19 protein-coding genes are annotated in these 22,585 nt (G+C 67.1%); 5 read left to right on the top strand and 14 right to left on the bottom strand.

The features are described 5' to 3' along the window. Positions 1-51: 51 nt before the first annotated feature. The 5 genes from AC1DK9_RS06545 to AC1DK9_RS06525 form a co-directional block, all read right to left on the bottom strand. Positions 52-453, bottom strand: a complete 402-nt coding sequence (locus tag AC1DK9_RS06545; protein ID WP_476915375.1) for a cytochrome c oxidase subunit 4 — start codon at positions 451-453, stop codon at positions 52-54. Further along, positions 450-2,174 carry an aa3-type cytochrome oxidase subunit I gene (ctaD, locus tag AC1DK9_RS06540; protein ID WP_476860640.1) on the bottom strand — a complete coding sequence of 575 codons (1,725 nt, stop codon included), beginning with the start codon at positions 2,172-2,174 and terminating at the stop codon, positions 450-452. Before ctaD ends, AC1DK9_RS06545 begins: the two co-directional genes overlap by 4 nt. Before the next feature lie 12 nt (positions 2,175-2,186). Then, positions 2,187-3,059 (bottom strand): aa3-type cytochrome oxidase subunit II, encoded by an 873-nt coding sequence (ctaC, locus tag AC1DK9_RS06535; RefSeq protein ID WP_476860639.1) that lies wholly within the window; start codon positions 3,057-3,059, stop codon positions 2,187-2,189. A gap of 205 nt (positions 3,060-3,264) precedes the next feature. Beyond that, positions 3,265-3,654, bottom strand: coding sequence for a HesB/IscA family protein (locus tag AC1DK9_RS06530; RefSeq protein ID WP_138769282.1), 390 nt, complete (start codon positions 3,652-3,654; stop codon positions 3,265-3,267). Positions 3,655-3,852: 198 nt separating this feature from the next. Next, positions 3,853-5,277, bottom strand: a complete 1,425-nt coding sequence (locus AC1DK9_RS06525) for a M20/M25/M40 family metallo-hydrolase (RefSeq protein ID WP_476915374.1) — start codon at positions 5,275-5,277, stop codon at positions 3,853-3,855. A 174-nt stretch (positions 5,278-5,451) separates the two neighbouring features. On the opposite strand from AC1DK9_RS06525, the gene AC1DK9_RS06520 reads away from it, so the two are divergent. Continuing rightward, positions 5,452-6,051: a DUF3043 domain-containing protein gene (locus AC1DK9_RS06520; protein ID WP_476860637.1), complete on the top strand. Its 600-nt coding sequence runs from the start codon at positions 5,452-5,454 to the stop codon at positions 6,049-6,051. A 91-nt stretch (positions 6,052-6,142) separates the two neighbouring features. On the opposite strand, the gene AC1DK9_RS06515 is transcribed toward AC1DK9_RS06520, so the two are convergent. Next, positions 6,143-7,216 (bottom strand): quinone-dependent dihydroorotate dehydrogenase, encoded by a 1,074-nt coding sequence (locus AC1DK9_RS06515; RefSeq protein WP_476860636.1) that lies wholly within the window; start codon positions 7,214-7,216, stop codon positions 6,143-6,145. Between the two features lie 91 nt (positions 7,217-7,307). On the opposite strand from AC1DK9_RS06515, the gene AC1DK9_RS06510 reads away from it, so the two are divergent. The 3 genes from AC1DK9_RS06510 to AC1DK9_RS06500 all read left to right on the top strand — a co-directional run bounded on the left by AC1DK9_RS06510 (position 7,308) and on the right by AC1DK9_RS06500 (position 11,037). Continuing rightward, positions 7,308-9,002 carry an FAD-binding dehydrogenase gene (locus AC1DK9_RS06510; protein ID WP_476915373.1) on the top strand — a complete coding sequence of 565 codons (1,695 nt, stop codon included), beginning with the start codon at positions 7,308-7,310 and terminating at the stop codon, positions 9,000-9,002. Positions 9,003-9,019: 17 nt separating this feature from the next. Next, positions 9,020-10,006: an alpha/beta hydrolase gene (locus AC1DK9_RS06505; protein ID WP_476915372.1), complete on the top strand. Its 987-nt coding sequence runs from the start codon at positions 9,020-9,022 to the stop codon at positions 10,004-10,006. Between the two features lie 68 nt (positions 10,007-10,074). Continuing rightward, on the top strand, positions 10,075-11,037 hold the full coding sequence (locus AC1DK9_RS06500) for an alpha/beta hydrolase (protein WP_476915371.1): 963 nt from the start codon (positions 10,075-10,077) through the stop codon (positions 11,035-11,037). A 46-nt stretch (positions 11,038-11,083) separates the two neighbouring features. On the opposite strand, the gene AC1DK9_RS06495 is transcribed toward AC1DK9_RS06500, so the two are convergent. From AC1DK9_RS06495 to leuA, 3 genes are all read right to left on the bottom strand, one after another. After that, on the bottom strand, positions 11,084-11,926 hold the full coding sequence (locus tag AC1DK9_RS06495; RefSeq protein WP_476915370.1) for an isoprenyl transferase: 843 nt from the start codon (positions 11,924-11,926) through the stop codon (positions 11,084-11,086). Positions 11,927-11,928: 2 nt separating this feature from the next. Continuing rightward, positions 11,929-12,684, bottom strand: coding sequence for a DNA repair protein RecO (gene recO, locus AC1DK9_RS06490; RefSeq protein WP_476915369.1), 756 nt, complete (start codon positions 12,682-12,684; stop codon positions 11,929-11,931). 131 nt (positions 12,685-12,815) lie between these two features. Beyond that, a complete protein-coding gene (gene leuA / locus AC1DK9_RS06485) occupies positions 12,816-14,555 on the bottom strand; it encodes a 2-isopropylmalate synthase (RefSeq protein ID WP_476860630.1) in 1,740 nt (579 codons plus the stop codon). 252 nt (positions 14,556-14,807) lie between these two features. Here leuA and AC1DK9_RS06480 point away from each other — a divergent pair, with 252 nt between their 5' ends. Next, positions 14,808-16,760, top strand: coding sequence for a M13 family metallopeptidase (locus AC1DK9_RS06480; RefSeq protein WP_476915368.1), 1,953 nt, complete (start codon positions 14,808-14,810; stop codon positions 16,758-16,760). Positions 16,761-16,894: 134 nt separating this feature from the next. On the opposite strand, the gene AC1DK9_RS06475 is transcribed toward AC1DK9_RS06480, so the two are convergent. The 5 genes from AC1DK9_RS06475 to AC1DK9_RS06455 form a co-directional block, all read right to left on the bottom strand. Then, positions 16,895-18,481 (bottom strand): LCP family protein, encoded by a 1,587-nt coding sequence (locus AC1DK9_RS06475; RefSeq protein ID WP_476915367.1) that lies wholly within the window; start codon positions 18,479-18,481, stop codon positions 16,895-16,897. A gap of 144 nt (positions 18,482-18,625) precedes the next feature. Then, positions 18,626-19,585 carry a GTPase Era gene (era, locus tag AC1DK9_RS06470; protein WP_476915366.1) on the bottom strand — a complete coding sequence of 320 codons (960 nt, stop codon included), beginning with the start codon at positions 19,583-19,585 and terminating at the stop codon, positions 18,626-18,628. Then, positions 19,569-20,900, bottom strand: a complete 1,332-nt coding sequence (locus AC1DK9_RS06465) for a hemolysin family protein (RefSeq protein ID WP_476915365.1) — start codon at positions 20,898-20,900, stop codon at positions 19,569-19,571. The genes era and AC1DK9_RS06465 overlap by 17 nt, the downstream gene beginning before the upstream one ends. Beyond that, a complete protein-coding gene (gene ybeY, locus AC1DK9_RS06460) occupies positions 20,897-21,370 on the bottom strand; it encodes an rRNA maturation RNase YbeY (protein ID WP_476860625.1) in 474 nt (157 codons plus the stop codon). Before ybeY ends, AC1DK9_RS06465 begins: the two co-directional genes overlap by 4 nt. Further along, positions 21,367-22,455 (bottom strand): PhoH family protein, encoded by a 1,089-nt coding sequence (locus AC1DK9_RS06455; RefSeq protein WP_476860624.1) that lies wholly within the window; start codon positions 22,453-22,455, stop codon positions 21,367-21,369. The genes ybeY and AC1DK9_RS06455 overlap by 4 nt, the downstream gene beginning before the upstream one ends. Positions 22,456-22,585: the final 130 nt, after the last annotated feature.

Here is a 22,585-nt window from a genome sequence, read left to right as displayed (position 1 = left end):
GGCCCCACCACAATGGTGGGGCCCGCCGTCGTCGTTTGTTGGTGACTGGCGCTAGTGCGCGTGGTCACCGCGGCTGTACTCGTAGACCCAGCCCACAAGCGCAACCACGGCTAGGCCGCCGGCGATGAAGGTGATCCAGAACCCTACGGCCAGGCCGAGGAACCCGCCTGCGCAGGAAAGGCCAAGGACCAGCGGCCACCAGCTCCAGGGGCTGAAGTGGCCCTGCTCGCCGGCGCCTTCGTGGATCTCAGCGTCGCTGCGGTCCTCAGGGCGCWGTCCGACGCGCTTGCCGGTGAAGCCGAGGTAGGCGCCGATCATGCCGGCGAGGCCTGCCAGCAGGAGCACTCCGAGGATGCCGACCCACTCCGACCAACCCGTCAGGAAGCCGTAAACGATCGAGACCGGTACGAAGAAGAAGACTCCGAATCCAAAAATCCTTGATTCGATTTTCACTGGGCTTGGTCCTTCTGGTCGGCGTTACCGAGCGCCGCTGCTGCCGGAGCAGGAGAGTCGACGGTGTAGTACTGGGACAGTTCGGGGTGGTGCAGGTCCAGGGCCGGACGTTCCGAACGGATTCGCGGCAGCGAGGTGAAGTTGTGCCGCGGCGGCGGGCAGGACGTCGCCCACTCAAGCGAGGCGCCGAAGCCCCACGGGTCATCGACCATGACCTTGTCGTTGCTACGCCAGGTGATGTAGACGTTCCAGAAGAACGGGATCAGCGAAGCCCCGAGGAGGAAGGACGAGTAGGTGGAGAATTGGTTCATCCAAGTGAAGTTGTCCTGCGGCATGTAGTCCGCGTAGCGACGGGGCATGCCCTCGACACCGAGCCAGTGCTGGATGAGGAAGGTGCCGTGGAAGCCCAGGAACAGCATCCAGAAGTGGATCTTGCCCAGACGCTCGTTGAGCATCTTGCCGGTCCACTTCGGCCACCAGAAGTAGAAGCCTGCGAACATCGCGAAGACAACGGTGCCGAAGACAACGTAGTGGAAGTGTGCCACCACGAAGTAGGAGTCGGAGACGTGGAAGTCCAGCGGCGGCGAGGCCAGGATGATGCCGGTCAGGCCACCGAAGAGGAAGGTCGCGAGGAAGCCGATGCTCCACAGCATTGGGGTTTCAAAGGTGATGGAACCCCGCCACATGGTGCCGATCCAGTTGAAGAACTTCACGCCGGTCGGAACCGCGATCAGCATCGTCATGAAGGAGAAGAACGGCAGCAGCACCGAACCGGTGACGTACATGTGGTGTGCCCACACGGTCACGGACAGGGCGGCGATGGAGATCGTGGCGTAGACAAGACCCTTGTAGCCGAAGATCGGCTTGCGGCTGAAGACCGGGAAGATCTCGGAAACGATGCCGAAGAACGGCAGCGCGATGATGTACACCTCGGGGTGGCCGAAGAACCAGAACAGGTGCTGCCAGAGGACGGCACCGCCGTTTTCGGGATCGAAGATGTGGGCGCCGAAGCGGCGGTCCGCACCGAGGGCGAACAGGGCGGCGGCCAGCGGCGGGAAGGCCATGAGCACCAGGATGGCGGTGACCAGGGTGTTCCAGGTGAAGATCGGCATCCGCCACATGGTCATGCCCGGGGCGCGCATGCAGATGATCGTGGTGATGAAGTTGACGGCGCCGAGGATGGTGCCGAAGCCGGAGAGCGCCAGGCCGAAGACCCAGAGGTCACCGCCCACGCCGGGGCTGAAGGTCGTGTTGGACAGCGGCGCGTAAGCGAACCAGCCGAACGACGCCGCACCCTGCGGGGTGATGAAGCCGGACACCGCGATCGTGGAGCCGAACAGGAAGAACCAGAAGGCAAGCGCGTTCAGTCGCGGGAAGGCGACGTCGGGGGCGCCGATCTGCAGCGGCATGATCACGTTGGCGAAGCCGGCGAACAGCGGCGTCGCGAACATCAGCAGCATGACGGTGCCGTGCATGGTGAAGAGCTGGTTGTACTGTTCCTTGGTCTGCAGGATCTGCATGCCCGGTTCGAACAGCTCTGCACGGATCAGCAGCGCCATGACGCCGCCGAAGCAGAAGAACACGAAGGACGCGATCAGGTACATGTACCCGATGGTCTTGTGGTCGGTGGAGGTGATCCAGTTGACGACGATGCGTCCCTTGGATTTTGGTACTACGGGAGCCTCAAGGATCCCGGAGGGCTGAGAGTAGGTCGTAGCCACTTCGCGCTCCCCTTACTTGTTCTCGGTCGGGGCCGGGTTGCGGTCGTACTCTTCGCCGAGCAGTCCGGTGTTGCCGTCCTGGCGGAGCTGGTCCAGGTGGGCCTTGAACTCCGAGTCGGAGACGACCTTCACGCGGAACAGCATTTCGGAGTGGTACTCACCACAGAGTTCGGCACATTTGCCGTCGTAGGTTCCCTCTTTGGTGGGGGTGAACCGGATGTAGTTGGTCTTGCCCGGGATCATGTCGCGCTTCTGCAGGAAAGCGGGCACCCAGAAGGAGTGGATGACGTCGCGGGCGTTCAGCTCCAGGTCAACCGACTTGTTGACCGGCAGGTAGAGCGTGGGCAGCTTTTCCTTGTCCACGTCGTTGCCGGTGAGGTGTGCCTGGACGCCAGCTTCGTGGACGTCGCCGGTGACGACTTCGCCCTTCTTGTAGTTGAAGTCCCAGGCCCACTGCTTGGCGCGCACGTCGACAACGACGTCGGCCGGCTGGTCCCGGTTGTCGATCGCCTGCTGGTCGCGGTCGGTGAAGTAGAAGAACACCAGGACCATGAAGAGCGGGATCGTGAGGTAGAAGACCTCGAGGGGCAGGTTAAAGCTGTTCTGGCGGGGGAAACCAACGGTGCCCTTGCGCCGCCGGTAAGCGACGATGCACCAGATCATCAAACCCCAGGTAATGATGCCGACGACCAGCGCGGCAATCCATGAGTTGACCCAGAGGTCCATGATGCGGTCAGTGTGGTTGGTGGTGCCACGCTCAGTGGGCAGCCACCCTTTCTGTACCTCTGGTGAACATCCAGTCAAAGCCAACGCGCCGGCTAGTGCCAAGCCAGTGATCGTAGTGATCTGTTTGCGTCGGCTGCCGGTTCGGTTCTGCGAACTCACAGACGGCCCTTCCTACTTGTTGCTGTCGCCCGGCCGCCGATGGCGTTCCGGGCACACTAAAAGTTTTACTACTCGGTGTAGAGCTTACCGCTCCCCGCGAGTTTTCGCCCACATGTCCGCGCCGTGCCTTGGTGGAGTTTTGGACGCTTTCGGCGCCCCTCCCCCGGACGGCACTAAGGCCGGGCTGATTGCCCGGCCTTAGACCTTAGTGGAAGGAGTCCCCGCAGGCGCAGGATCCGCCCGCATTCGGGTTATCGATGGTGAAGCCTTGCTTCGAAATGGTGTCCTCGAAGTCGATGCTGGCGCCACTGAGGTAGGGGACGCTCATCTTGTCGACAACGACCTCGACGCCGTCGTAGTCGCGGACGGCGTCGCCCTCGAGGAGCCGCTCATCGAAGTAGAGCTGGTAGATCAGCCCGGAGCAACCGCCCGGCTGCACGGCGACGCGGAGCCGAAGATCAGTGCGGCCTTCCTGTTCCAGCAGGCTGCGGACCTTGCCGGCAGCGACGTCGGTCAGCTGGACCTCGTGGCTGGCCAGTTCCTGGTCCGCCTGGACGGTGGTGTCGGCGCTGTTTTCATTGGTTGTAGTGCTCATGGCCTACCTTCTTACGACGGTCGTGGCGGCTCCGCCTGCGCGGTGCCCGCCCCTACTTAAACGGTATGGGCTATAGCTACATGCTACGTCGATCAGACCTGTAGCTCTAACTCCTGACGTAACCGTCAACGCCGGCTGGATGTTCCCCGGAAATGACGGATCCACGGAGCAACTGCCCCGGCCCGATGCGCCGCCCGCTCAGGCCAGGCCTTCCGCGTTCAACCGGGCCAGCAGGAGCGCCTCGGCCACGATTGCGTTGCGGAAGTCGCCAAGGTGGAGCGACTCGTTGGCGCTGTGAGCCCGTGAATCGGGATCCTCGACGCCGGTGACCAGGATCTGCACGTCCGGGTACAGCTCGGTCAGGTCGGCGATGAAGGGGATGGAACCGCCGATCCCGGTCTCGACAGCCGGTACGCCCCAGGCCTCACCGAGTGCCCACATCGCCATGCTGGCGGCGGTGGAAGAGGTGTCCGTGAGGAAGGCGTTTCCGCTCTCCCCCGGAGTGAATACCACTTCGGCGCCGAACGGAGCGTGCGTTTCGACGTGCCGGCGCACCGCGTCCATGGCCTCGGCCGGGTCCTGGCCCGGTGCGAGGCGCAGGCTGAACTTGGCCCGGGCCCGCGGCAGAAGGGTGTTGGAGGCGACGTCGACGGCGGGCGCGTCGAAACCAATGATGGAGAGCGCGGGCTTGGTCCACATCCGCGAGGCGATGCTTCCGGTGCCGGCGAGCTTGACGCCGTCGAGCACCGAGGCGTCCTTGCGGTACTCCTCCTCGGTGAGGTCCACTTCGGCGTCGTCACGGCTGACGAGTCCCTCGATCGCAACGCTGCCTTCCTCGTCGTGCAGGGTGGCGATGAGCCGTGCCAACAGTGTCGGGGCGTCCAGCACGGGTCCGCCGAACATGCCGGAGTGAACTGCGTGGTCCAGCACCTTGACCTCGATGGTGCCGTCGACCAGGCCGCGGAGGCTCGTGGTGAGGGCCGGGATGCCGACCTTCCAGTTGGATGAGTCTGCGACGACGATCACGTCGGAGCGCAAGAGTTCCTGGTGGGTTTCCAGGAAGGCACGGAACGTCGGGGAGCCGGCTTCCTCTTCACCCTCAAAGAAGAAGGTCACGCCCAGGCCCAGCTCCTCCCCCAGTACCCGGGTCACGGCGGAGTAGGCGGCGACGTGGGCCAGGATGCCGGCCTTGTCATCCGCCGCGCCGCGGCCGTAGAGCCGCCCGTCGCGTTCGACGGCGGTAAACGGTTCGGTCTCCCAGAGCGAGAGGTCGCCGGTGGGCTGTACGTCGTGGTGGGCGTAGAGCAGGATGGTCGGCTTGCCTGCCGCAGCGGGGCGGCGCGCAACGACGGCCGGGCCGCCGGGGGTGCCGTCCTCCTTGTCACAGCGCAGGATCCGGACGTCCTCGAAGCCGCTGGCGCGGACCAGCTCGGCGACGGCGTCGGCACTGGCGTTCAGTGGAGCGGGATCGAAGCTGGGCCAGGCGATGCCCGGGATGGCCACGAGCGCCTTTAGCTGCTCGACGGTCTGGTCGAAGGATTCGGTAACGGCCTGGCGGAGGGCTGCGGCGTCGATGGCGCCGCCGGCTGAGGGCTGCGGGGTCCCCGCGGGTGATGAAGTCATGGCCAAAACACTACCCGTGTCCCGGATCACGACAAATGCGCCACGGCGCTACGGCGGAGGCTCCGGACCCGTTTGTCCCCGGCCCGCGACGCCGCCCTCTGCGGCTTGATTGTCGCCCTTAAGGCCCGGTGTGTGCTGGGTCTCGGGCGCGTCATCGCAGGGTATTCTGTAGGGGTGTTTGGACGTAAAAAGGAAGCGCCCCTGGCGCAGGACGTAGTTGACCAGCAAGTTGCCGAGGCCGCGGCCCGCGATGCCGCCATCGGCAAGGGCGCGCCCACGCCCAAGCGGAGCGCCCAGGTGGCTGCCCGCAAGCGCCCCTTGGTTCCGGAGGACCGCAAGGCCTCCAAGGCGGCAGAACGCACCGCGATTGCGGACCAGCGCCTCAAGATGCGCCAGGCCATGGACACCGGCGACGAGAAGTTCCTGCCGCTGCGCGACAAGGGACCGCAGAAGCGTTTCGCCCGCGATTACGTGGATGCCCGTTTCAGCCTTGGCGAGTACCTGATGTTCGGCGCCCTTGTCTTTGTCATCATCTCCTTGCTGGTCCCGGCGAGCAGCGAGCAGATGATCTACGTCCTCGGCGGTTTCTGGGTCATGTTCCTGGCCGTGTTCGTGGACGTGTTCATCCTGTCCAGGAAGCTCAAGAAGCGCCTGGCCGAGAAGTTTGGCGAGGTTGAGCGGGGCACCGTCTGGTACGGCTCCATGCGCTCCCTGCAGTTCCGCCGCCTGCGCCTTCCCAAGCCCCAGGTGAAGCGCGGCGAATTCCCCGTTTGAATCCGGCCATCGAAAAGCCCCCGGCAGTGTTCTGCCGGGGGCTTTCGTGTGTCCGGGGTCCTTGGCGGYGGTCCGGGCTTCAGACGGCCGGTTAGCGGCGGGCCGGACGCTTGGCCAGCTCGCGGTTGATGTTCGCCGCCCAGAAGGGGCCCTCGTACAGGAAGGCCGTGTAGCCCTGGACGAGGGTGGCGCCGGCCTCGAGGCGCTCCCTCACGTCCTCTGCCGTCTCGACCCCGCCGACCGAGACCAAGGTGAGCGCACCGCCGGTCGCGGCCTTGAGCCGAGCCAAAACTTCGAGGGAGCGCTGACGGAGCGGGGCCCCGGAGAGGCCGCCGGCGCCGCACGCCTCTATCTGGTCCGGGCTGGAGACCAGCCCGGTGCGGGCGATGGTGGTGTTGGTGGCGATGATGCCGTCCAGCTTCAAGTCCAGCGCCAGCCGGGCAACATCGTCGATGTCCTCATCGCTGAGGTCCGGGGCAATCTTCACCAAGAGGGGCACATGCCGGCCGGCCGCGCTGTCCGCCGCCTCCCCCACGGCGGTCAGCAGGGGGCGCAGGGTATCGACATCCTGCAGCAGGCGAAGGCCGGGTGTGTTCGGGGAACTCACGTTGACCACCAGATAGTCGGCGGCCGGGGCCAGGCTACGGGCACTGACCAGGTAGTCCGCCACGGCGTCTTCGAGCTCCACGACCTTGCTCTTGCCGATATTGACGCCGATTACCGGGCGGATCCCGGGGTAGCGGCGCTGCAGGGCTGCGCGGGCGGCGCGGAGCCGGGGCGCCACGGCTGCGGCGCCGTCGTTGTTGAATCCCATCCGGTTGATCACGGCCCGGTCCTCGATCAGGCGGAACAGGCGCGGGGCCGGGTTGCCCGGCTGGGCCTGCCCGGTGATCGTGCCAACTTCGATGTGGCCGAAGCCAAGGTCGGTCAGCGCTTCGATGCCGTGGCCCTCCTTGTCGAAGCCCGCGGCGAGCCCGAACGGCGAGGGGAAGGTCAGGCCGAATGCCTCGGTCCGGAGCGAGGCCGGCGGCGCGGTGAACCGGTGCAGCACGCGGCCGGCGCCGCAACGGTTGGCCAGCCGGATGCCCAGGAACCCGATCTTATGGGCGCGCTCGGCGTCCATCCAGGAGAAGGCGAGCCGGAAGAAGGTGGGATATACGCGCATGCTCCTAGTTTTCCGGTTCCGGCGGCGCAAACCAAAATGCCGCTACCAATCCTGGCGAATACTGCGCCCCGGCGGGCGCTAGCATGAAGCCATGACCAGCGAGGATGCAGTCCCCAGCAGCGTGCCGGCGACGCCCGGCACCCGGATCGAGGCCGACGTCGTCGTTGTCGGCGCGGGCCTGGCCGGCCTGGTGGCGGCGGCCGAAGCCTATGCGGCCGGCCGCCGGGTGGCGGTCCTGGACCAGGAGCCCGCGGCCTCAGTCGGCGGCCAGGCGCACTGGTCCTTCGGCGGCCTGTTCCTGGTCAACACCCCCGAACAGCGCCGGCTGGGCGTCCGCGACAGCGCCGAACTCGCCCTCGCCGACTGGCTGTCCTCCGCGGCCTTCGACCGCCCGGAGGATGCCCTTGCCCGGGACTGGGCCGAGGCCTACGTGAACTTTGCGGCGGGCGAGAAGCGCGCCTGGCTCGCTTCGCTCGGCGTCGGGCTCTTCCCGCTCGTGCAGTGGGCCGAGCGCGGTGGCTACGGCGCGGACGGCCACGGCAACACGGTGCCCCGCTTCCACGTCGCCTGGGGAACCGGGCCGGCGATCGTCGAGCCCTTCCTTGCCAAACTCCGCGAGGGCGAGGCAGCCGGCCGGGTCTCCTTCCACTTCCGGCACCGGGCCACCGAACTGACGACGACGGCGGGCCGGCTCAGCGGCATCCGAGGCGAGATCCTGGAACCCAGCGACGCCGCGCGGGGCGAGCAGTCCTCCCGCGTCGCCGCAGGCGCATTCGAGTGCTCCGCCGGGGCTGTCATCGTGACCTCCGGCGGGATCGGCGGCAACCACACCGCCGTCCGGCGGCAATGGCCCGGCGGCAGCGCGCCGGAGTCCATGCTGAGCGGCGTGCCGGCCTCGGTGGACGGCGACTTCCTCACCGCCGTGGACCACGCCGGCGGCCGGCTGATCAACGGCGACCGGATGTGGCACTACCCGGAGGGCATCCACAACCACAGCCCGGTCTGGCCGCAGCACGGCATCCGGATCCTGCCCGGCCCCTCGGCGCTCTGGCTCGACGCCACCGGAAGTCTGCTTCCTGCGCCGCTGTTCCCCGGCTTCGACTCTCTCGGCGCCCTGCGCCACATCCTTGGGACCGGGCACACCCACTCATGGTTCGTGCTGAACAAGGCGATCGCGCTCAAGGAGTTCGCCCTGTCCGGCTCCGAGCAGAACCCGGACCTGACCGGCAAAGACGTCCGTCTCCTCGCTGCCCGCCTAATACCGTCCGGCGACAGTCCATTGCAGCGGTTCCTCGACCGGGGCGTGGATTTCCTGCAGGCCGGCACGCCGACGGAGCTGGCTGCGAAAATGAACGGGCTCGCGGGGGCTCCGCTCATCGACGCAGCAGAGCTGGACCGGTTGATCAGGTCCCGTGACCGGCAGTTCGCAAGCGGACTGGGCAAGGATCCCCAGCTCGCCGCGATCCGCGCCGCCCGCCTTTTCACCACGGACAGGATCATGCGGGTGGCCCCGCCGCACCGGATGCTGGACCCCCGGCACGGGCCCCTGCTGGCGGTCCGGCTCTCCGTCCTCACCCGCAAGAGCCTCGGCGGGATCCAGACCGACCTGCACTCGCGGGTGCTGGACGGCACGGGCCGGCCGCTCGCCGGACTGTACGCCGCCGGGGAGGCCGCCGGCTTCGGCGGCGGCGGTATCCACGGATACCGCGCCCTCGAAGGGACGTTCCTGGGCGGGTGCCTGTTCTCGGGCCGCACGGCGGGCCGTGCCGCGGCCTCGGCACTCTAACCGGCAGGGAGGATCAGATGGACTGGCAGACGGACATCCTGGGCGACGACTTCGCGGCCTGCGCCTTCACGGCAGCCGGACCCGACGGGGTCGAGCGCACGGCCACCCTGGTCCGGCACATCCCCTCGGCCGGCGCCGGCCGGGCACCCGAGCGGGCCGTGCTCTTCCTGCACGGCTGGAGCGACTACTTCTTTAACGAGGAACTGGCCGAGTTTTGGACCGGCCAGGGCTTCGGCTTCTTCGCGCTCGACATGCACAACCACGGCCGGAGCCTCCAGCACGGTACGCACGGCGGCTACGTGGCGGACCTCGCCGACTACGACGCCGAAATCACGGCAGCCATCGACATCATCGAATCCCTGGGTCCCAAGGGTTCCCCTCCCCCGAAGATCACGCTGATGGGTCATTCAACCGGGGGACTCATCGCGGCCCTCTGGGTGAGCCGGCACCCGGGCCGCGCCGCCCAGTTGGTCCTCGACAGCCCCTGGCTGGAGATGCACGGCAGCCCGGCCGTCCGCCGCGCCGCCCGGACCATGCTGGAGCCGCTGGCCCGCTTCCGGCCCGAATCGGTCATCCGGCTTCCCGAGCGTGCTTTTTACTGGCGGAGCATCAGCAGCGCCGCCGAGGGCGAGTGGGTCCTGGACGACAACTACCGGCCGCCGCGGGCGTTCCCGGTGCGGGCCGGCTGGCTCAGCGCGGTGCTCGCCGGGCAGTCCCAGGTGGCCCGGGGCCTGAACATTGACGTTCCCATCCTCGTGATGATCTCCGGGGCCAGCGCCAACGGGATGTTCTGGAAGGAGTCCATGCGTCGCACCGACGCCGTCCTGGATGTCAACACGATTGCCCTGCGCGCCCTGAGCCTGGGCCGCAGCGTGACCCTGGAACGGATCGACGGGGCCCTGCACGACGTCTTTCTCTCGGCCCCGAGGGTCCGTGCGGACGCCTATGCCCGGCTGGCCCGCTGGATCCGCGCCTACGTGCTGGACGACGGCGGTCCGGCGTGACGGTGCCTGCGAGGCCAGGGTGGCAACGGGATGTGCTGGGAAGCCGGTTTGAGTCCCTGGAGCTGACGTTGAGTCCTGACGAAGAGGGACCCGTCGTCGCCACCCTGGTCCGGCATTCCGCCCCTGGCAGCGCGGAGGGCATGGCGGACACGAAGCGCGCCGACGGCCCGGGCCGGGGCGGGCGGGCGAAGGCGGTACTGTACCTGCACGGCTGGGCCGACTATTTCCTGCAGGCCGAACTCGCCGAACAGCTCGTTGCCGGTGGTTTCCACTTCTATGCGCTGGACCTGCGGAAGTTTGGGCGCAGCCTGCGGAGCTGGCAGACACCCGGCTATACGACGGACTTGGCGATCTACGACGAGGACCTCGCCGCCGCACTCGCTGCCGTCAAGGCGGACCTCGCTCGCCGGACGGGCAGCGAGGGAGAACCGACCATACACCTGCTGGCACATTCCTTCGGCGGCTTGGTGGCCGCGTTGTGGGCCGACCGGAATCCGGGGGCGCTGGGCACCCTCGTTCTGAACGCTCCCTGGCTCGAGCTTCAGGGCAGCAGCCTGATCCGGAACATCGCGATGCAGCTGGTGGAACCGCTGGCCAGAACCGATCCCCGCAGGCCGTTGCTGCTTCCCAGCATGCCGGGCTACTGGGACAGCCTCAGCGGCACAGCCCATGGGGAGTGGGATTTTGATCCCCGCTGGCGGCCCCGGGCCTCGTTCCCGATCCGCCCCGGATGGACGAAGGCAGTCCTGGCCGGCCACGCCGCCGTTCAGCGGAAGCTCGCCATTACGTCTCCGGTGCTGGTGCTGCTGTCCGGACGCACCCGGATACAGGCCGAATGGTCCGAGGAGTTGATGGAGCTTGATGCAGTGATCGATGTCGAGGAAACAGCGCGCAGGGCCCTCGGGTTGGGCCGCAGGACGGCAGTCTTCCGCTACCCGGGGGCAACCCACGACGTGTTCCTGTCCCGCCGCGCGGTGCGGCAGGAAGCCTACGAGGATCTGCTGCTATGGCTGAGCCTGTACCCGGGGTGACTGGCTTGCCCGGGCTGCGACGGCCCGTCCGCGTGCGGCGTGGTGCTTACGCCGAGCCGACGGGGGCGGCGGCGTCCACCGCTCCCCCATACCGGCGGTCCCGCTTCGCGTAGATCTCGACGGCGTCCCAGAGGGTGCGGCGGTCCACATCGGGCCACAGCGTGTCCAGGAAGACGAATTCGGCGTAGGCCGACTGCCAGAGCATGAAGTTGGACAGGCGCTGCTCGCCCGAGCTGCGCAGGAACAGGTCAACGTCCGGCAGGTCCGGCTCGTCCAGGTACTTCTGGATGGTGCGTTCGGTGATAGCACCGGGTTTGAGCCGGCCGGCGGCCACCTCTTCGGCGATGGCGGCCACGGCGTCGGCGATCTCCGCCCGCCCGCCGTAGTTGACACACATGTTCAAGGTGCAGGTGCTGTTGCCACGGGTAAACTCCTCGGCCTCTTCGAGCTCGCGGATCACCGAGCCCCAGAGCTTGGGCCGCCGGCCGGACCAGCGGATCCTGACTCCCCACTCATCCAGCTGGTTCCGCTGGCGCCGCAGGACGTCCTTGTTGAATCCCATCAGGAACCGGACTTCTTCGGGTGAGCGCCGCCAGTTTTCGGTGGAAAACGCATAGACACTGAGGTGCTCAATGCCGAGTTCGATCGCGCCGGCCACGACGTCCAGCAGGGCCGGCTCCCCCGCCTTGTGTCCCTCAATCCTGGGCAGTCCGCGCTGGTTGGCCCAGCGGCCGTTGCCGTCCATCACGATCGCGACATGCCGGGGAATGAGCTCCGCCGGGATGGCCGGAGGCACAGCGCCGGAGGGGTGCGGGTAGGGCGCCACTACCGGCGTACTGCGCTCACGGACCGGGTTCTTCTTCGCTGGAGATTTCTTGCCTAGGGCCACGGTTAGGTTCGCTCCACATGTTTGAGGGATTTCAGGACTCGTTCCAGGTGCCACTGGAGGTAGCTTGCCACCAGGCCTGCGGCCTCCCTGCGGTGCAAAGGCGCAGACGCATCCGCGGCCACCCAGTTTCCGGTCAGCAGCGCCCCCAGGAGCAGCACCGTCTCCCTGGCTGGCGCGGGCGAACCCGGCGGCCGGCACTCGCCGCAGACCATGCCGCCCAGCGGGGCGGAAAAAGCGGTGTGCGGTCCCGGGGCGCCGCAGCGGGCGCAGTCGGTGAAGCTGGGGGCCCAGCCGCCGGTGGAAAGCGCTCGGAGCAGGTAGGAGTCCAGGATGAGCTCCGGGGCGTGGTCGCCCCGGCTCAGGGAGGCCAGCGCCCCGACCAGCAGGTTGTACTGGGCGGTTCCCGCCTCGCCGTCGACGTCGGTGAGCTTTTCGGCGGTTTCGGTCATCGCCGCGGCCACGGTGTAGCGGCCGTAGTCGGCTGCGATGCTGGAGCCGTAGGCGCCCTTGGCGACGGCCTGGGTGACGACGTCCAGGGTGCGTCCGGAGATCAGCTGAAGGTCCGCGACCATGAACGGCTCGAGCCTGGCGCCGAAGCGGCTGCTGGTGCGGCGGACGCCCTTGGCGACGGCCCGGACCTGGCCGTGGTGCTTGGTCAGCAGGGTGATGATGCGGTCCGCTTCGCCGAGCTTATGGGTGCGCAGGACCACGGCGTCGTCGCGGTACGCACGGGCAGCAAAGGAGGAGGGTTGGGCCACAGTTAATCTTCGCACTGACTTTCGGGAAACGACGCCATTGGGAGAGCGCACCGGGGAAACAGCACTGCGCCGCCGGGGTCTCCGGCGGCGCAGGGCTCATGGCTTCGGGCCTGTGCAATCGCGCTGGAGGTTTAGGCGCGGGCGTCCCTGATGGCGCGGTTGACGGCGGAGATGACGGCCTTGAGCGAGGCCATGGACGTGTTGGCGTCGATGCCGACGCCCCACAGCACCCGTTCGCCGACGGCGCATTCAACGTAGGCGGCGGCCTGGGCGCTGCCGCCCTCGGACAAGGCGTGCTCGCTGTAGTCCAGCACGCGGACGTCGACGCCGTCCTCGCGCAGGATGCTCAGCAGGGCCGCGATCGGGCCGTTGCCGACTCCGGTGCGCCGCAGCGGCTTGCCGTCGACCTTGAGGGCGGCGGTCAGTGTCATGGTGCCGTCCTCTTCGGATTCGGTGCTGACCGCGCCGAGGGCGTAGCGGCCCCACTGGGCTTCGGCCGCAGCCGAGGGCAGGTATTCGTCCTGGAACAGCTGCCACAGCTGGGCACCGCTGACTTCGCCGCCCACCGTGTCCGTGCGGCGTTGGATCACGCCGGAGAATTCGATCTGGGCGCGTCGCGGCAGGTCCAGGTTGTGCTCGTTCTTGAGCAGGTAGGCCACGCCGCCCTTGCCGGACTGCGAGTTGACCCGGATGACGGCTTCGTAGCTGCGGCCGAGGTCCTTGGGATCGACCGGCAGGTAAGGAACCTGCCAGGCGTAATCCGCGACGTCCTTGCCTGCGGCGGCGGCGTCCTTCTCCAGCGCCTCCAGACCCTTCTTGATGGCGTCCTGGTGCGAGCCGGAGAAGGCCGTGAAGACCAGGTCGCCGCCGTAGGGTGAGCGCTCCGCGACGGGCAACTGGTTGCAGTACTCCACCGTGCGGCGGACGTCGTCGATGTCGGAGAAGTCGATCATCGGGTCGATGCCCTGGACGAACATGTTCAGGCCCAGGGTGACCAGGTCGACGTTGCCGGTCCGCTCGCCGTTGCCGAAGAGGCAGCCTTCGATCCGGTCCGCGCCGGCCAGGTAGCCGAGTTCGGCGGCCGCGACCCCGGTGCCCCGGTCGTTGTGCGGGTGCAGGGAGAGGATGATCCCTTCGCGCGGGTGCAGGTGACGGCTCATCCACTCGATCGAATCGGCGTACACATTCGGCGTGGCCATTTCGACCGTGGCCGGCAGGTTGATGATCACCTGGCGGTCGGCGGAGGCTTCGAAGACGTCGGCGACGGCGTTGCAGACCCGCACGGCGTAGGCGAGTTCAGTGCCGGTGAAGGACTCCGGGGAGTACTCGTAGGTGATGTGGGTGTCTTCGAGGGTTTCCTCGTACTTCTTGCACAGCCGGGCACCCTGCAGGGCGATGTCGAGGATGCCGTCTTCGTCCTGGTTGAACACGACCCGGCGCTGCAGGACCGACGTCGAGTTGTAGAGGTGCACGATGGCCTGCTTGGCGCCGACCAGGGACTCGTACGTCCGCTCGATCAGGTGCTCGCGGGCCTGGGTGAGGACCTGGATCGTGACGTCGTCCGGGATGTGGTTGCCCTCGATCAGCTGGCGGACGAAGTCAAAGTCGGTCTGCGAGGCCGAAGGGAAACCCACTTCGATCTCCTTGTAGCCCATCCGGACCAGCAGATCGAACATCTTCATCTTGCGGGCCGGGCTCATCGGGTCGATCAGGGCCTGGTTGCCATCACGCAGGTCGACCGCGCACCAGCGCGGGGCTTTGGTGATGACTTTGTCGGGCCAGGTGCGGTCCGGCAGTTCGACCGTGATCAGGTCCTGGAAGGGGACGTAGCGGTGGACCGGCATTCCTGAGGGCTGCTGTGCGTTTCGCATTACTATCGGGGCCTTTTCTGTGGTTCTTGGTGAAAGGGTGGCCGGGCAACACAAACTCCGCAGCGAGGGTTGGCCTTGCGCTAGATCGCGTCTGAGGCCTCGCCGCGGCAGCTAAGAAGAAGCAGTTCTGCGCGCACATTTTCACAGTAACACGGGTGCGTAAGATGAAGGAGCCATACCTCCGTAACGTCCACCATGCAGACGCCGGACCGGTGCCAGGCCCGGTCCGGCCACCCACTCGAAGGAGCAGCAGTGCCGCTTTCCGGGATCGACAAGTCCACCATCGACGACGGCGTCCGCCCCCAGGACGACCTGTACCGGCATTTCAACGGTGGCTGGCTGAAGGCCACCGCCATCCCGGACGACCGGCCGCTCGAGGGCACGTTTACCGCGTTGCGCGACGGCTCGGAGCTGGCGGTGAAGGAGATCATCCTGGACGCGGCGGGCCGGGGCGAGGCAGCCACCGGGATCGAACGCAAGATCGGCGGGCTGTACAACAGCTTCATGGATGAAGCCGCCGCGGAGGCGAAAGGCGCGGAGCCGATCCGGGATCGGCTGGCCGAAGTGTTCGCCACCGGCTCCGTGGCTGAACTGGTGCAGCTTGCCGGGCGGCTGTTCCGCGCGGACGTCTCCGGGCTGTTCTACATTTACCCGGCCCCCGACGCGGGCAACCCGGACCGGATCCTGCTCTACACCGGCCAGGGCGGCCTGGGCCTGCCGGATGAGTCGTACTACCGCGAAGAGAAATTCGCCCCGATGGTCCAGGCCTACCGTGAGCATGTCCGCACCATGTTCGGGCTGGCCGGCGTTCCCGACGCGGAGGCGGCGGCGGCCCGGGTGGTGGAGCTGGAGACGGCCCTCGCCGCACATCACTGGGACAAGGTGACGCTGCGCAATCCGCAGAAGACGTACAACCTGAAATCGGCCGAGGAGGTCTCGCAGCTGTTCCCGCTGCTGTCCGCCTGGTTCGACGCCGCTGCGATCGCCCGGGAGAAGCGCGCCGAGCTCGTCGTCAGCACGCCGGACTTCTTCGCGGGCGCCGCTGCCCTGCTGGAGACGGAGCCGCTGTCCGTCTGGCAGGAGTGGCTCGCCATGCGGGTGGTCAGCGCAGCCGCCCCGTACCTCTCGGCCGCGTTCGTGGACGCGAACTTCGCCTTCTACGGCACGACGCTCAGCGGTACGCCGCGCAACCGCGACCGCTGGAAGAGGGGCGTCGCCGTCGTCGAGGCCGCCCTGGGTGAAGCGGTCGGGCAGATCTACGTCGCCCGGCACTTCCCGGAAAGCCACAAGGAGCACATGCGTTCCCTGGTGGGCAATTTGATCGAGGCGTACCGCGAATCCATCAACGGCCTGGCCTGGATGGGTGAAGAGACCAAGGTCGAGGCGCTCAAGAAGTTGGATTCCTTCCGGGCGAAGATCGGCTACCCGGAGAAGTGGATCGACTACTCCGCGGTCGAGATCGACCCGGCGGACCTGCTCGGGAACGTGGAGCGGGCCCACAGCGCCGACGTCGACCGGCACCTGGACGAGGTGGGCAAGCCGGTGGACCGGGAGAAGTGGCTCATGACCCCGCAGACCGTGAACGCCTACTACCACCCGCTACTGAACGAGATCGTGTTCCCGGCAGCCATCCTGCAGCCGCCGTTCTTCACCGCCGACGCCGACGACGCCGTGAACTACGGCGGCATCGGCGCGGTGATCGGCCACGAAATCGGGCACGGCTTCGATGACCAGGGCTCCCAGTATGACGGCAGCGGCCTGCTCCGGAACTGGTGGACCGAGGCCGACCGGGCCGCTTTCGAGGAGCTCACCTCGAAGCTGGTGGCGCAATTCGACGCCCTCTCCCCCGCTGAGGCTCCGGGCCACCACGTCAACGGCAAGCTCACCCTGGGCGAAAACATCGGCGATCTGGGCGGGCTGACCATCGCCTACCAGGCCTACCTGATCAGCCTCGGCGGCCAGGAGGCGCCGGTGCTCGACGGGCTCACCGGGGCGCAGCGGTTCTTCGCGTCCTGGGCGGCGAGTTGGCGGCAGGTGATCCGGAGCGAGGAAGCCATCCGCCGGCTCGCCACGGATCCGCACTCCCCCAACGAATTCCGTACCAACAACATCGCCCAGAACCTCGATGCCTTCCATGCGGCCTTCGACACCAAGGAGCAGGACGGGATGTGGCTGGCGCCGGCGGAGCGCGTCAGCATCTGGTAGCCGGTGCACGCCACCGGCAAAGCCAGGCGACAGAGCTTGTAGACAGAAGGCGGCCCGGGTGGTTTCACCCGGGCCGCCTTTTGTCTACAAGTTCGTCTTCAGTTAGATCCTTGGGTACAGGTCCCGCCGATGGGCTACGGGACAATCAGCTCCGGATTCGCCTGCTGGCAGACGGTGTCGCCGGCGGTCTGGTTGACGATGTTCGGCGGCAACGACACCGGCGCTTCGGCCTGCTTGGTACCGCTCTTGTAGTCGGCACCCACGTAAACCTGGACGCCCGTGACACCAGCCGCCGGGAGCACCTGCTTCGCCCGGATGCCCAGCAATTTGGCCACGTCGGCCGCCACGTCGGCGAAGTCGGCGCCGTAGTACACGGCGGTCGCGTCCACGGCCTGCGCGTCGAACTGGCTCGTCTGGGTGAAGCCGCTGGCCTTGAGGATGGCCGCGAGTTCCTGGCCCCGTGCCGGGTTACCCGAGCCGTTGGCCACGGCGATGGGCTGCAGCGTCTTGTCATAGGCCGGCGCGGCGGGAGCCTTGCTGGCCGTCGGCTTGGCACTTGCCGTCGAACTGGCCGAAGCGGCTGCCGTGGCGCTCGGCTTGGCCGTCGGGTCGGTCAGGTCGATGTCCTTGCGCATCGCGGCGAACAGCTGGGAGGCTGCAGGCTCGGCCAGCTGCAGGCGGTTGGAGTCGGACACGGCGGGCTCGGTCGGGGCTGCGACGAACGCCACCTTGCCGACGTCGATATTCTTCAGCCGGTTTCCGACCGTGAGCAGCGTCGGAACGGAGGCCAGGCCCTCGTCGATGGTGAGGTTCTTGGTGATGGCATCCGCGATGCCAAGCATCCGCGCCGGGTTCGACAGGGTGCCGTCGTCTTTGATCTTGCGGACCAGGGAGGACAGGAAGCCCTGCTGCGCCTTGATCCGGCCCAGGTCGCTGCCGTCACCGAAGGCATGGCGGGTGCGAACGAAGGACAGTGCCTGTTCTCCCTTTACCTTGGAGGTTCCCTTGGGAAGCCGGAGGCCGGAGTCGGGGTCGTAGATGGCATCGCTGACGCAGACGTCCACGCCGCCGACGGCGTTGGAGAGTTCCTTGACGGCGTTGAAGTCGGCCATCATGAAGTGGTCGATCTCCAGTCCGGTGAGTTTGTTGACGGTGTCCACGGCACAGCCGATGCCCGCCTCGGACATCGCCGAGTTGATCATCACGCCCGACTGGGCCGGGTACTGCTTGTTGTTCTTGGGGTCTTTGCACTGGGGGGTGTCCACCAGCAGGTCACGCGGGAAGCTGATGACGCTCACGCGCTTGTTGTCCGCCGAGATGTCCATCAGCATCATGACGTCCGAGTGGCCGTAGCCGGAAGAGTCGTCCTTGGAGCCGTACTGGGAGTTCTTGCCGTCGCGGGTATCCGTGCCGAGGATCAGGATCTGCATCCGTCCGGTGGCGTCGTCGGGCGCGCTCTCGGTCCGGGTGTTGCCGGCGCCCAAGGCTTGAGTGGTGATGTTCCCCTGCAAGCGGACGAGCCAGTAGGCGCCGAAGGCAATGACACCCACAAGCAGTATGGAGAGGATGATCGTGGTGGCCTTCAGCCATCCGGGGATCCGTCGCGTAGCGCCCAGATGGCGCGCAAGGCCGACGGAGGGGTCCTCCGCGTGCCGGGCAGCCGAATGTGACCGAACCGGAGGGCCGGTTCCGTCTGCGCTGTTTTCACGGGGTCGAACCACGGGTGGTGCCTTCCTTAGCGAACGGGAGTTTCCCTATTTTAGTGTCCGAAACTGGGAAAATCCCGATGGGCATGCCCGGGCGGGGCCGCAGCGCTCTCCCGCGGCCCCCCTCCGGGCGGATTGCCGACGCCGGTGTAACGCCTACTAGAAGCCCAATTTCACCAGCTGCTTCGGATCCCGCTGCCAGTCCTTGGCGACCTTGACGTGCAGGTCGAGGTAGATGCGGGCACCCAGGAGTGCTTCGATGGCCTTCCGCGCCGTGGTGCCGACGTCTCGGAGCCGCGCCCCGCCCTTGCCGATGATGATCGCCTTCTGCGACGGCCGTTCGACATAGAGGTTGACGCGGACATCCAGGAAGGGACGGTCCTCGGGGCGGCCTTCACGCGGAACGATTTCGTCCACCACGACAGCCAGGGAGTGCGGGAGTTCGTCGCGGACGCCTTCGAGGGCAGCCTCGCGGATCAGCTCGGCGATCATCACCGCTTCAGGCTCGTCGGTCAGATGGCCGTCCGGGTACAGCGGGGGCGACGGCGGCATGTGGCTAATCAGCACGTCGGCGACGGTGCCAACCTGGAAGCCGTCCGTCGCGGAGACCGGAACGATGTCCTTCCAGCCGTCCTCGCCCAGCACCTCGCGGCCCAGGGCGGCGACGGCGAGCAACTGCTCGGTCAGAGCCTGGCGGTCCACGGTGTCGGCCTTCGTTACGATCGCGATGACCGGCTTGTTCCCGAGGGCGGCGAGCTGCGCGGCGATGAACTTGTCACCCGGGCCGATCTTCTCGTTGGCCGGCAGGCAGAAGCCGATTGCGTCGACCTCCGCGAGGGTGTCCGCCACGAGCTCGTTCAGCCGCTTGCCCAGCAGGGTCCGGGGCCGGTGCAGGCCGGGGGTGTCGACCATGATCAGCTGGGCGTCGTCGCGGTGCACGATGCCGCGGATGGTGTGCCGCGTGGTCTGCGGCTTCGCCGAGGTGATGGCGACCTTCTGGCCCACCAGGGCGTTGGTGAGGGTGGACTTCCCTGCGTTCGGTCGTCCCACCAGCACCGCGAAACCGGCCCGGTAACCGCCGAAGGGCGCTTCGCCGTCGGACTTATTCTGCTTGCTCACGTGGAACTCCCTGTTGCGTTAATTCAGACTCGTCGAGAAGGTCTTCAAGGTCAGTTTCTTCCTTTGGAACCGCAGCCGCAATGATGTGGCTGACGCGGTTCCGGCGGCCTTCCAGCCGGTCGGCCCGGAGGGTGACGCCGTCGACGCTGACCGTGCTGCCGACGATCGGTACCCGGCCGAGCGCCTTCGCGAGCAGGCCGCCCACGGTGTCCACCTCGTCGTCGTCGAGCTCCAGGTCGAAGAGCTCGCCGAGGTCGTCGATGCTCATCCGGGCGCTGACCCGGTAGCTTCCGTCACCCAGCTCCACCGCTTCCGCGGCCTCGGTGTCGTACTCATCGACGATCTCGCCGACGATTTCCTCGATCAGGTCCTCGAGCGTGACCAGCCCGGCGGTTCCGCCGTATTCGTCGATCACGATCGCCACGTGGGTGGATTCCTTCTGCAGCTCGCGAAGCAGATCGCTTACCGGCTTGGAGTCCGGCACGTAGCGGACCCCGCGGGCCAGTTCGTCGACCACCGGGGGTTCCTCGCCGGGCGCCAGGTTATGCACGACGGCGGCGACGTCCTTGAGGTACACGATGCCCAGGATCTGGTCCGTGTTTTCGCCGATGACGGGGATCCGCGAGTAGCCGGAGCGGAGGAACAGCGACATGGCCCGGTGCAGGCTGGAGCCGGAGTCGATGCAGAGGATGTCGGTCCGGGGCACCATGACCGAACGGACCAGGGTGTCGCCGAAATCGAAGACGGACTGGATGAGTTCGGCCTCGTTGTCCTCGATCACGTCCGATTCGCTGGCGCGTTCGACAAGTTCGCGGAACTCTTCCTCGCTGAAAAAGGCCTCGTTGTCCGCCGGCGCACCCGGCGCGACGGCGCTGCCGAGGGTGACCAGCCAGCCCGGGATCGGGCCGAGCACCCAGCAGAGCCAGCGGATCAGCGGCGCCGAGAAACGGACCATGCCCGCGGAGTGCACCCGGCCCAGCTGGCGTGGCGACACGCCGACGATCACGAAGCCCACGAGGGCCATGATGCCGGTGGCGGCGAGGCCGGCGAGCCAGACGTTGTCCAGCAGGCTGTTCAGCAGCACGGTGACGGCCACCGCGGAGGCCATCTCGAACCAGACGCGCCAGAACCGCAGCGCACGCATGTGCGCCACGGGCTGGGCCATGATCCGTTTGAGGGCCGTGCCGCGGCTTTGCAGGATTGCCTGCTCGGCGTCGTGGCGGGGAAGGTAGTTGAAGGCGGCCTCTGCCGCGGTCAATACAGCGGCAAAGCTGAGGAAGACCAGCGCCATGCCGGCCAGAATCAGTGGGGTCACTGAATCGTCTCTGCCGGGGCGTCCTTGCCGGTGAAGCCGGAGAGCAGTTCGCGCTGCAGGCCGAACATCTCTTCCTTCTCCTCCGGTTCCGCGTGGTCAAAGCCCAGCAGGTGCAGGATGCCGTGGGTGGTCAGCAGCAGCATTTCGTCCTGGGTCGAGTGGCCAGCGTTCTTGGCCTGCACCTCGGCCACCTGCGGGCAGATGGCGATGTCGCCCAGCATGCCCTGCGGGGTGGGCTTGTCCGGCGTGCCGGGAGTGAGCTCGTCCATCGGCACGGAGAGCACGTCGGTGGAACCGGGCTCGTCCATCAGTTCGATGTGCAGCTTCTCCATGGCGGGCTCATCGACCAGCAGGATGGACAGCTCCGCCTGCGGATGGATGAAGAGCCGCTCAAAGACGAAGCGGGCCAGCGCGACCAGCTGGGCTTCGTCCACCGCGACGCCGGATTCGTTGTTGACCTCGATGCTCATGCGTGTTCTCCCCGGTTCTCCCGGGCGACAGACTGCTTGACCCGGTTCCTTTGTGTCTCGTCCCAGACGCTGTAGGCGTTGACGATGTCGCCCACCAGACGGTGCCGGACGACGTCGGAGGCGTCCAGGACCGAGAAGTTGACGTCCTCAATCCCCTGCAGGATGTCCTCGACGATCCGCAACCCGGACCGGGTGCCGAACGGCAGGTCCACCTGGGTGACGTCACCCGTGACGACCATCTTGGACCCGAAGCCCAGCCGGGTGAGGAACATCTTCATCTGTTCCGGGGTGGTGTTCTGGGCCTCGTCCAGGATGATGAACGCATCGTTGAGCGTGCGCCCGCGCATGTAGGCGAGCGGCGCCACCTCGATGGTCCCCGCGGCCATCAGCCGCGGGATCGACTCGGGATCCATCATGTCGTGCAGGGCGTCGTAGAGCGGGCGCAGGTAGGGATCGATCTTGTCGCTCAGCGTGCCGGGCAGGAAGCCGAGCCGCTCCCCCGCTTCGACGGCCGGCCTGGTCAGGATGATCCGGTTGACTTCCTTTTGCTGCAGCGCCTGGACGGCCTTCGCCATGGCCAGGTAGGTCTTGCCGGTGCCGGCCGGGCCGATCCCGAAAATCACCGTGTTCGCGTCGATGGCGTCCACATAGTTCTTCTGGTTCAGGGTCTTGGGCCGGATGGTCTTGCCGCGGCTGGAAAGGATGTTGTGCGTGAGTACGTCCACCGGGTTCTGCAGCGACTGGCTGCGCAGCAGGGATACGAGCTGCTGCAGGACCACCGGGGTTATGACGGTTCCGCGTGCCACCAGGCCGCGCACCTCGTTGAGCAGCCGCATGATGCGGGGCACGTCGGCGGCAGGGCCGTTGATGGAGAGCTCATTGCCACGGACGTGGAAGTCGACGTTGGGGAACTGGGTCTCGATGAAGCGCAGGGCTTCGTCATGGCTTCCCAGGGATTGCACCATCTGGTCGGAATTGTCGAACAGGACCACCTCCGTCCGCAGACCTGGGAGGGAGTGGGGAAATTCCCCTGCGGTGCGCTCGTTCGCGCTGATCCGGGCCTTGCCGTTGGCTGCTTCAGTCATGGTGTTGGCCCGTAGGCCTCTGGTCCCCTCCAGTTCGGAAATGGTCTCGCCGCGTCGGGTGCGGGCCGACGGCAATCCGGGCCGTCCGCGCCGGTTTCAGCGGGTTCTTCCATCTTACGCCAGCGCGGCC

This window comes from Arthrobacter sp. 01T414 (genome assembly GCF_056398965.1).
Note: the sequence above shows the minus strand (reverse complement) of the source record. Positions and strands in the feature narration are given on the sequence as shown.

Bases quoted from the DNA above. Each gene is read 5' to 3' on its own strand.
- AC1DK9_RS06530 (WP_138769282.1), bottom strand. From the start codon at position 3,654: ATGAGCACTACAACCAATGAAAACAGCGCCGACACCACCGTCCAGGCG.
- AC1DK9_RS06525 (WP_476915374.1), bottom strand. From the start codon at position 5,277: ATGACTTCATCACCCGCGGGGACCCCGCAGCCCTCAGCCGGCGGCGCC.
- AC1DK9_RS06515 (WP_476860636.1), bottom strand. From the start codon at position 7,216: ATGCGCGTATATCCCACCTTCTTCCGGCTCGCCTTCTCCTGGATGGAC.
- AC1DK9_RS06510 (WP_476915373.1), top strand. From the start codon at position 7,308: ATGACCAGCGAGGATGCAGTCCCCAGCAGCGTGCCGGCGACGCCCGGC.
- AC1DK9_RS06505 (WP_476915372.1), top strand. From the start codon at position 9,020: ATGGACTGGCAGACGGACATCCTGGGCGACGACTTCGCGGCCTGCGCC.
- leuA (WP_476860630.1), bottom strand. From the start codon at position 14,555: ATGCGAAACGCACAGCAGCCCTCAGGAATGCCGGTCCACCGCTACGTC.
- ybeY (WP_476860625.1), bottom strand. From the start codon at position 21,370: ATGAGCATCGAGGTCAACAACGAATCCGGCGTCGCGGTGGACGAAGCC.
- AC1DK9_RS06455 (WP_476860624.1), bottom strand. From the start codon at position 22,455: ATGACTGAAGCAGCCAACGGCAAGGCCCGGATCAGCGCGAACGAGCGC.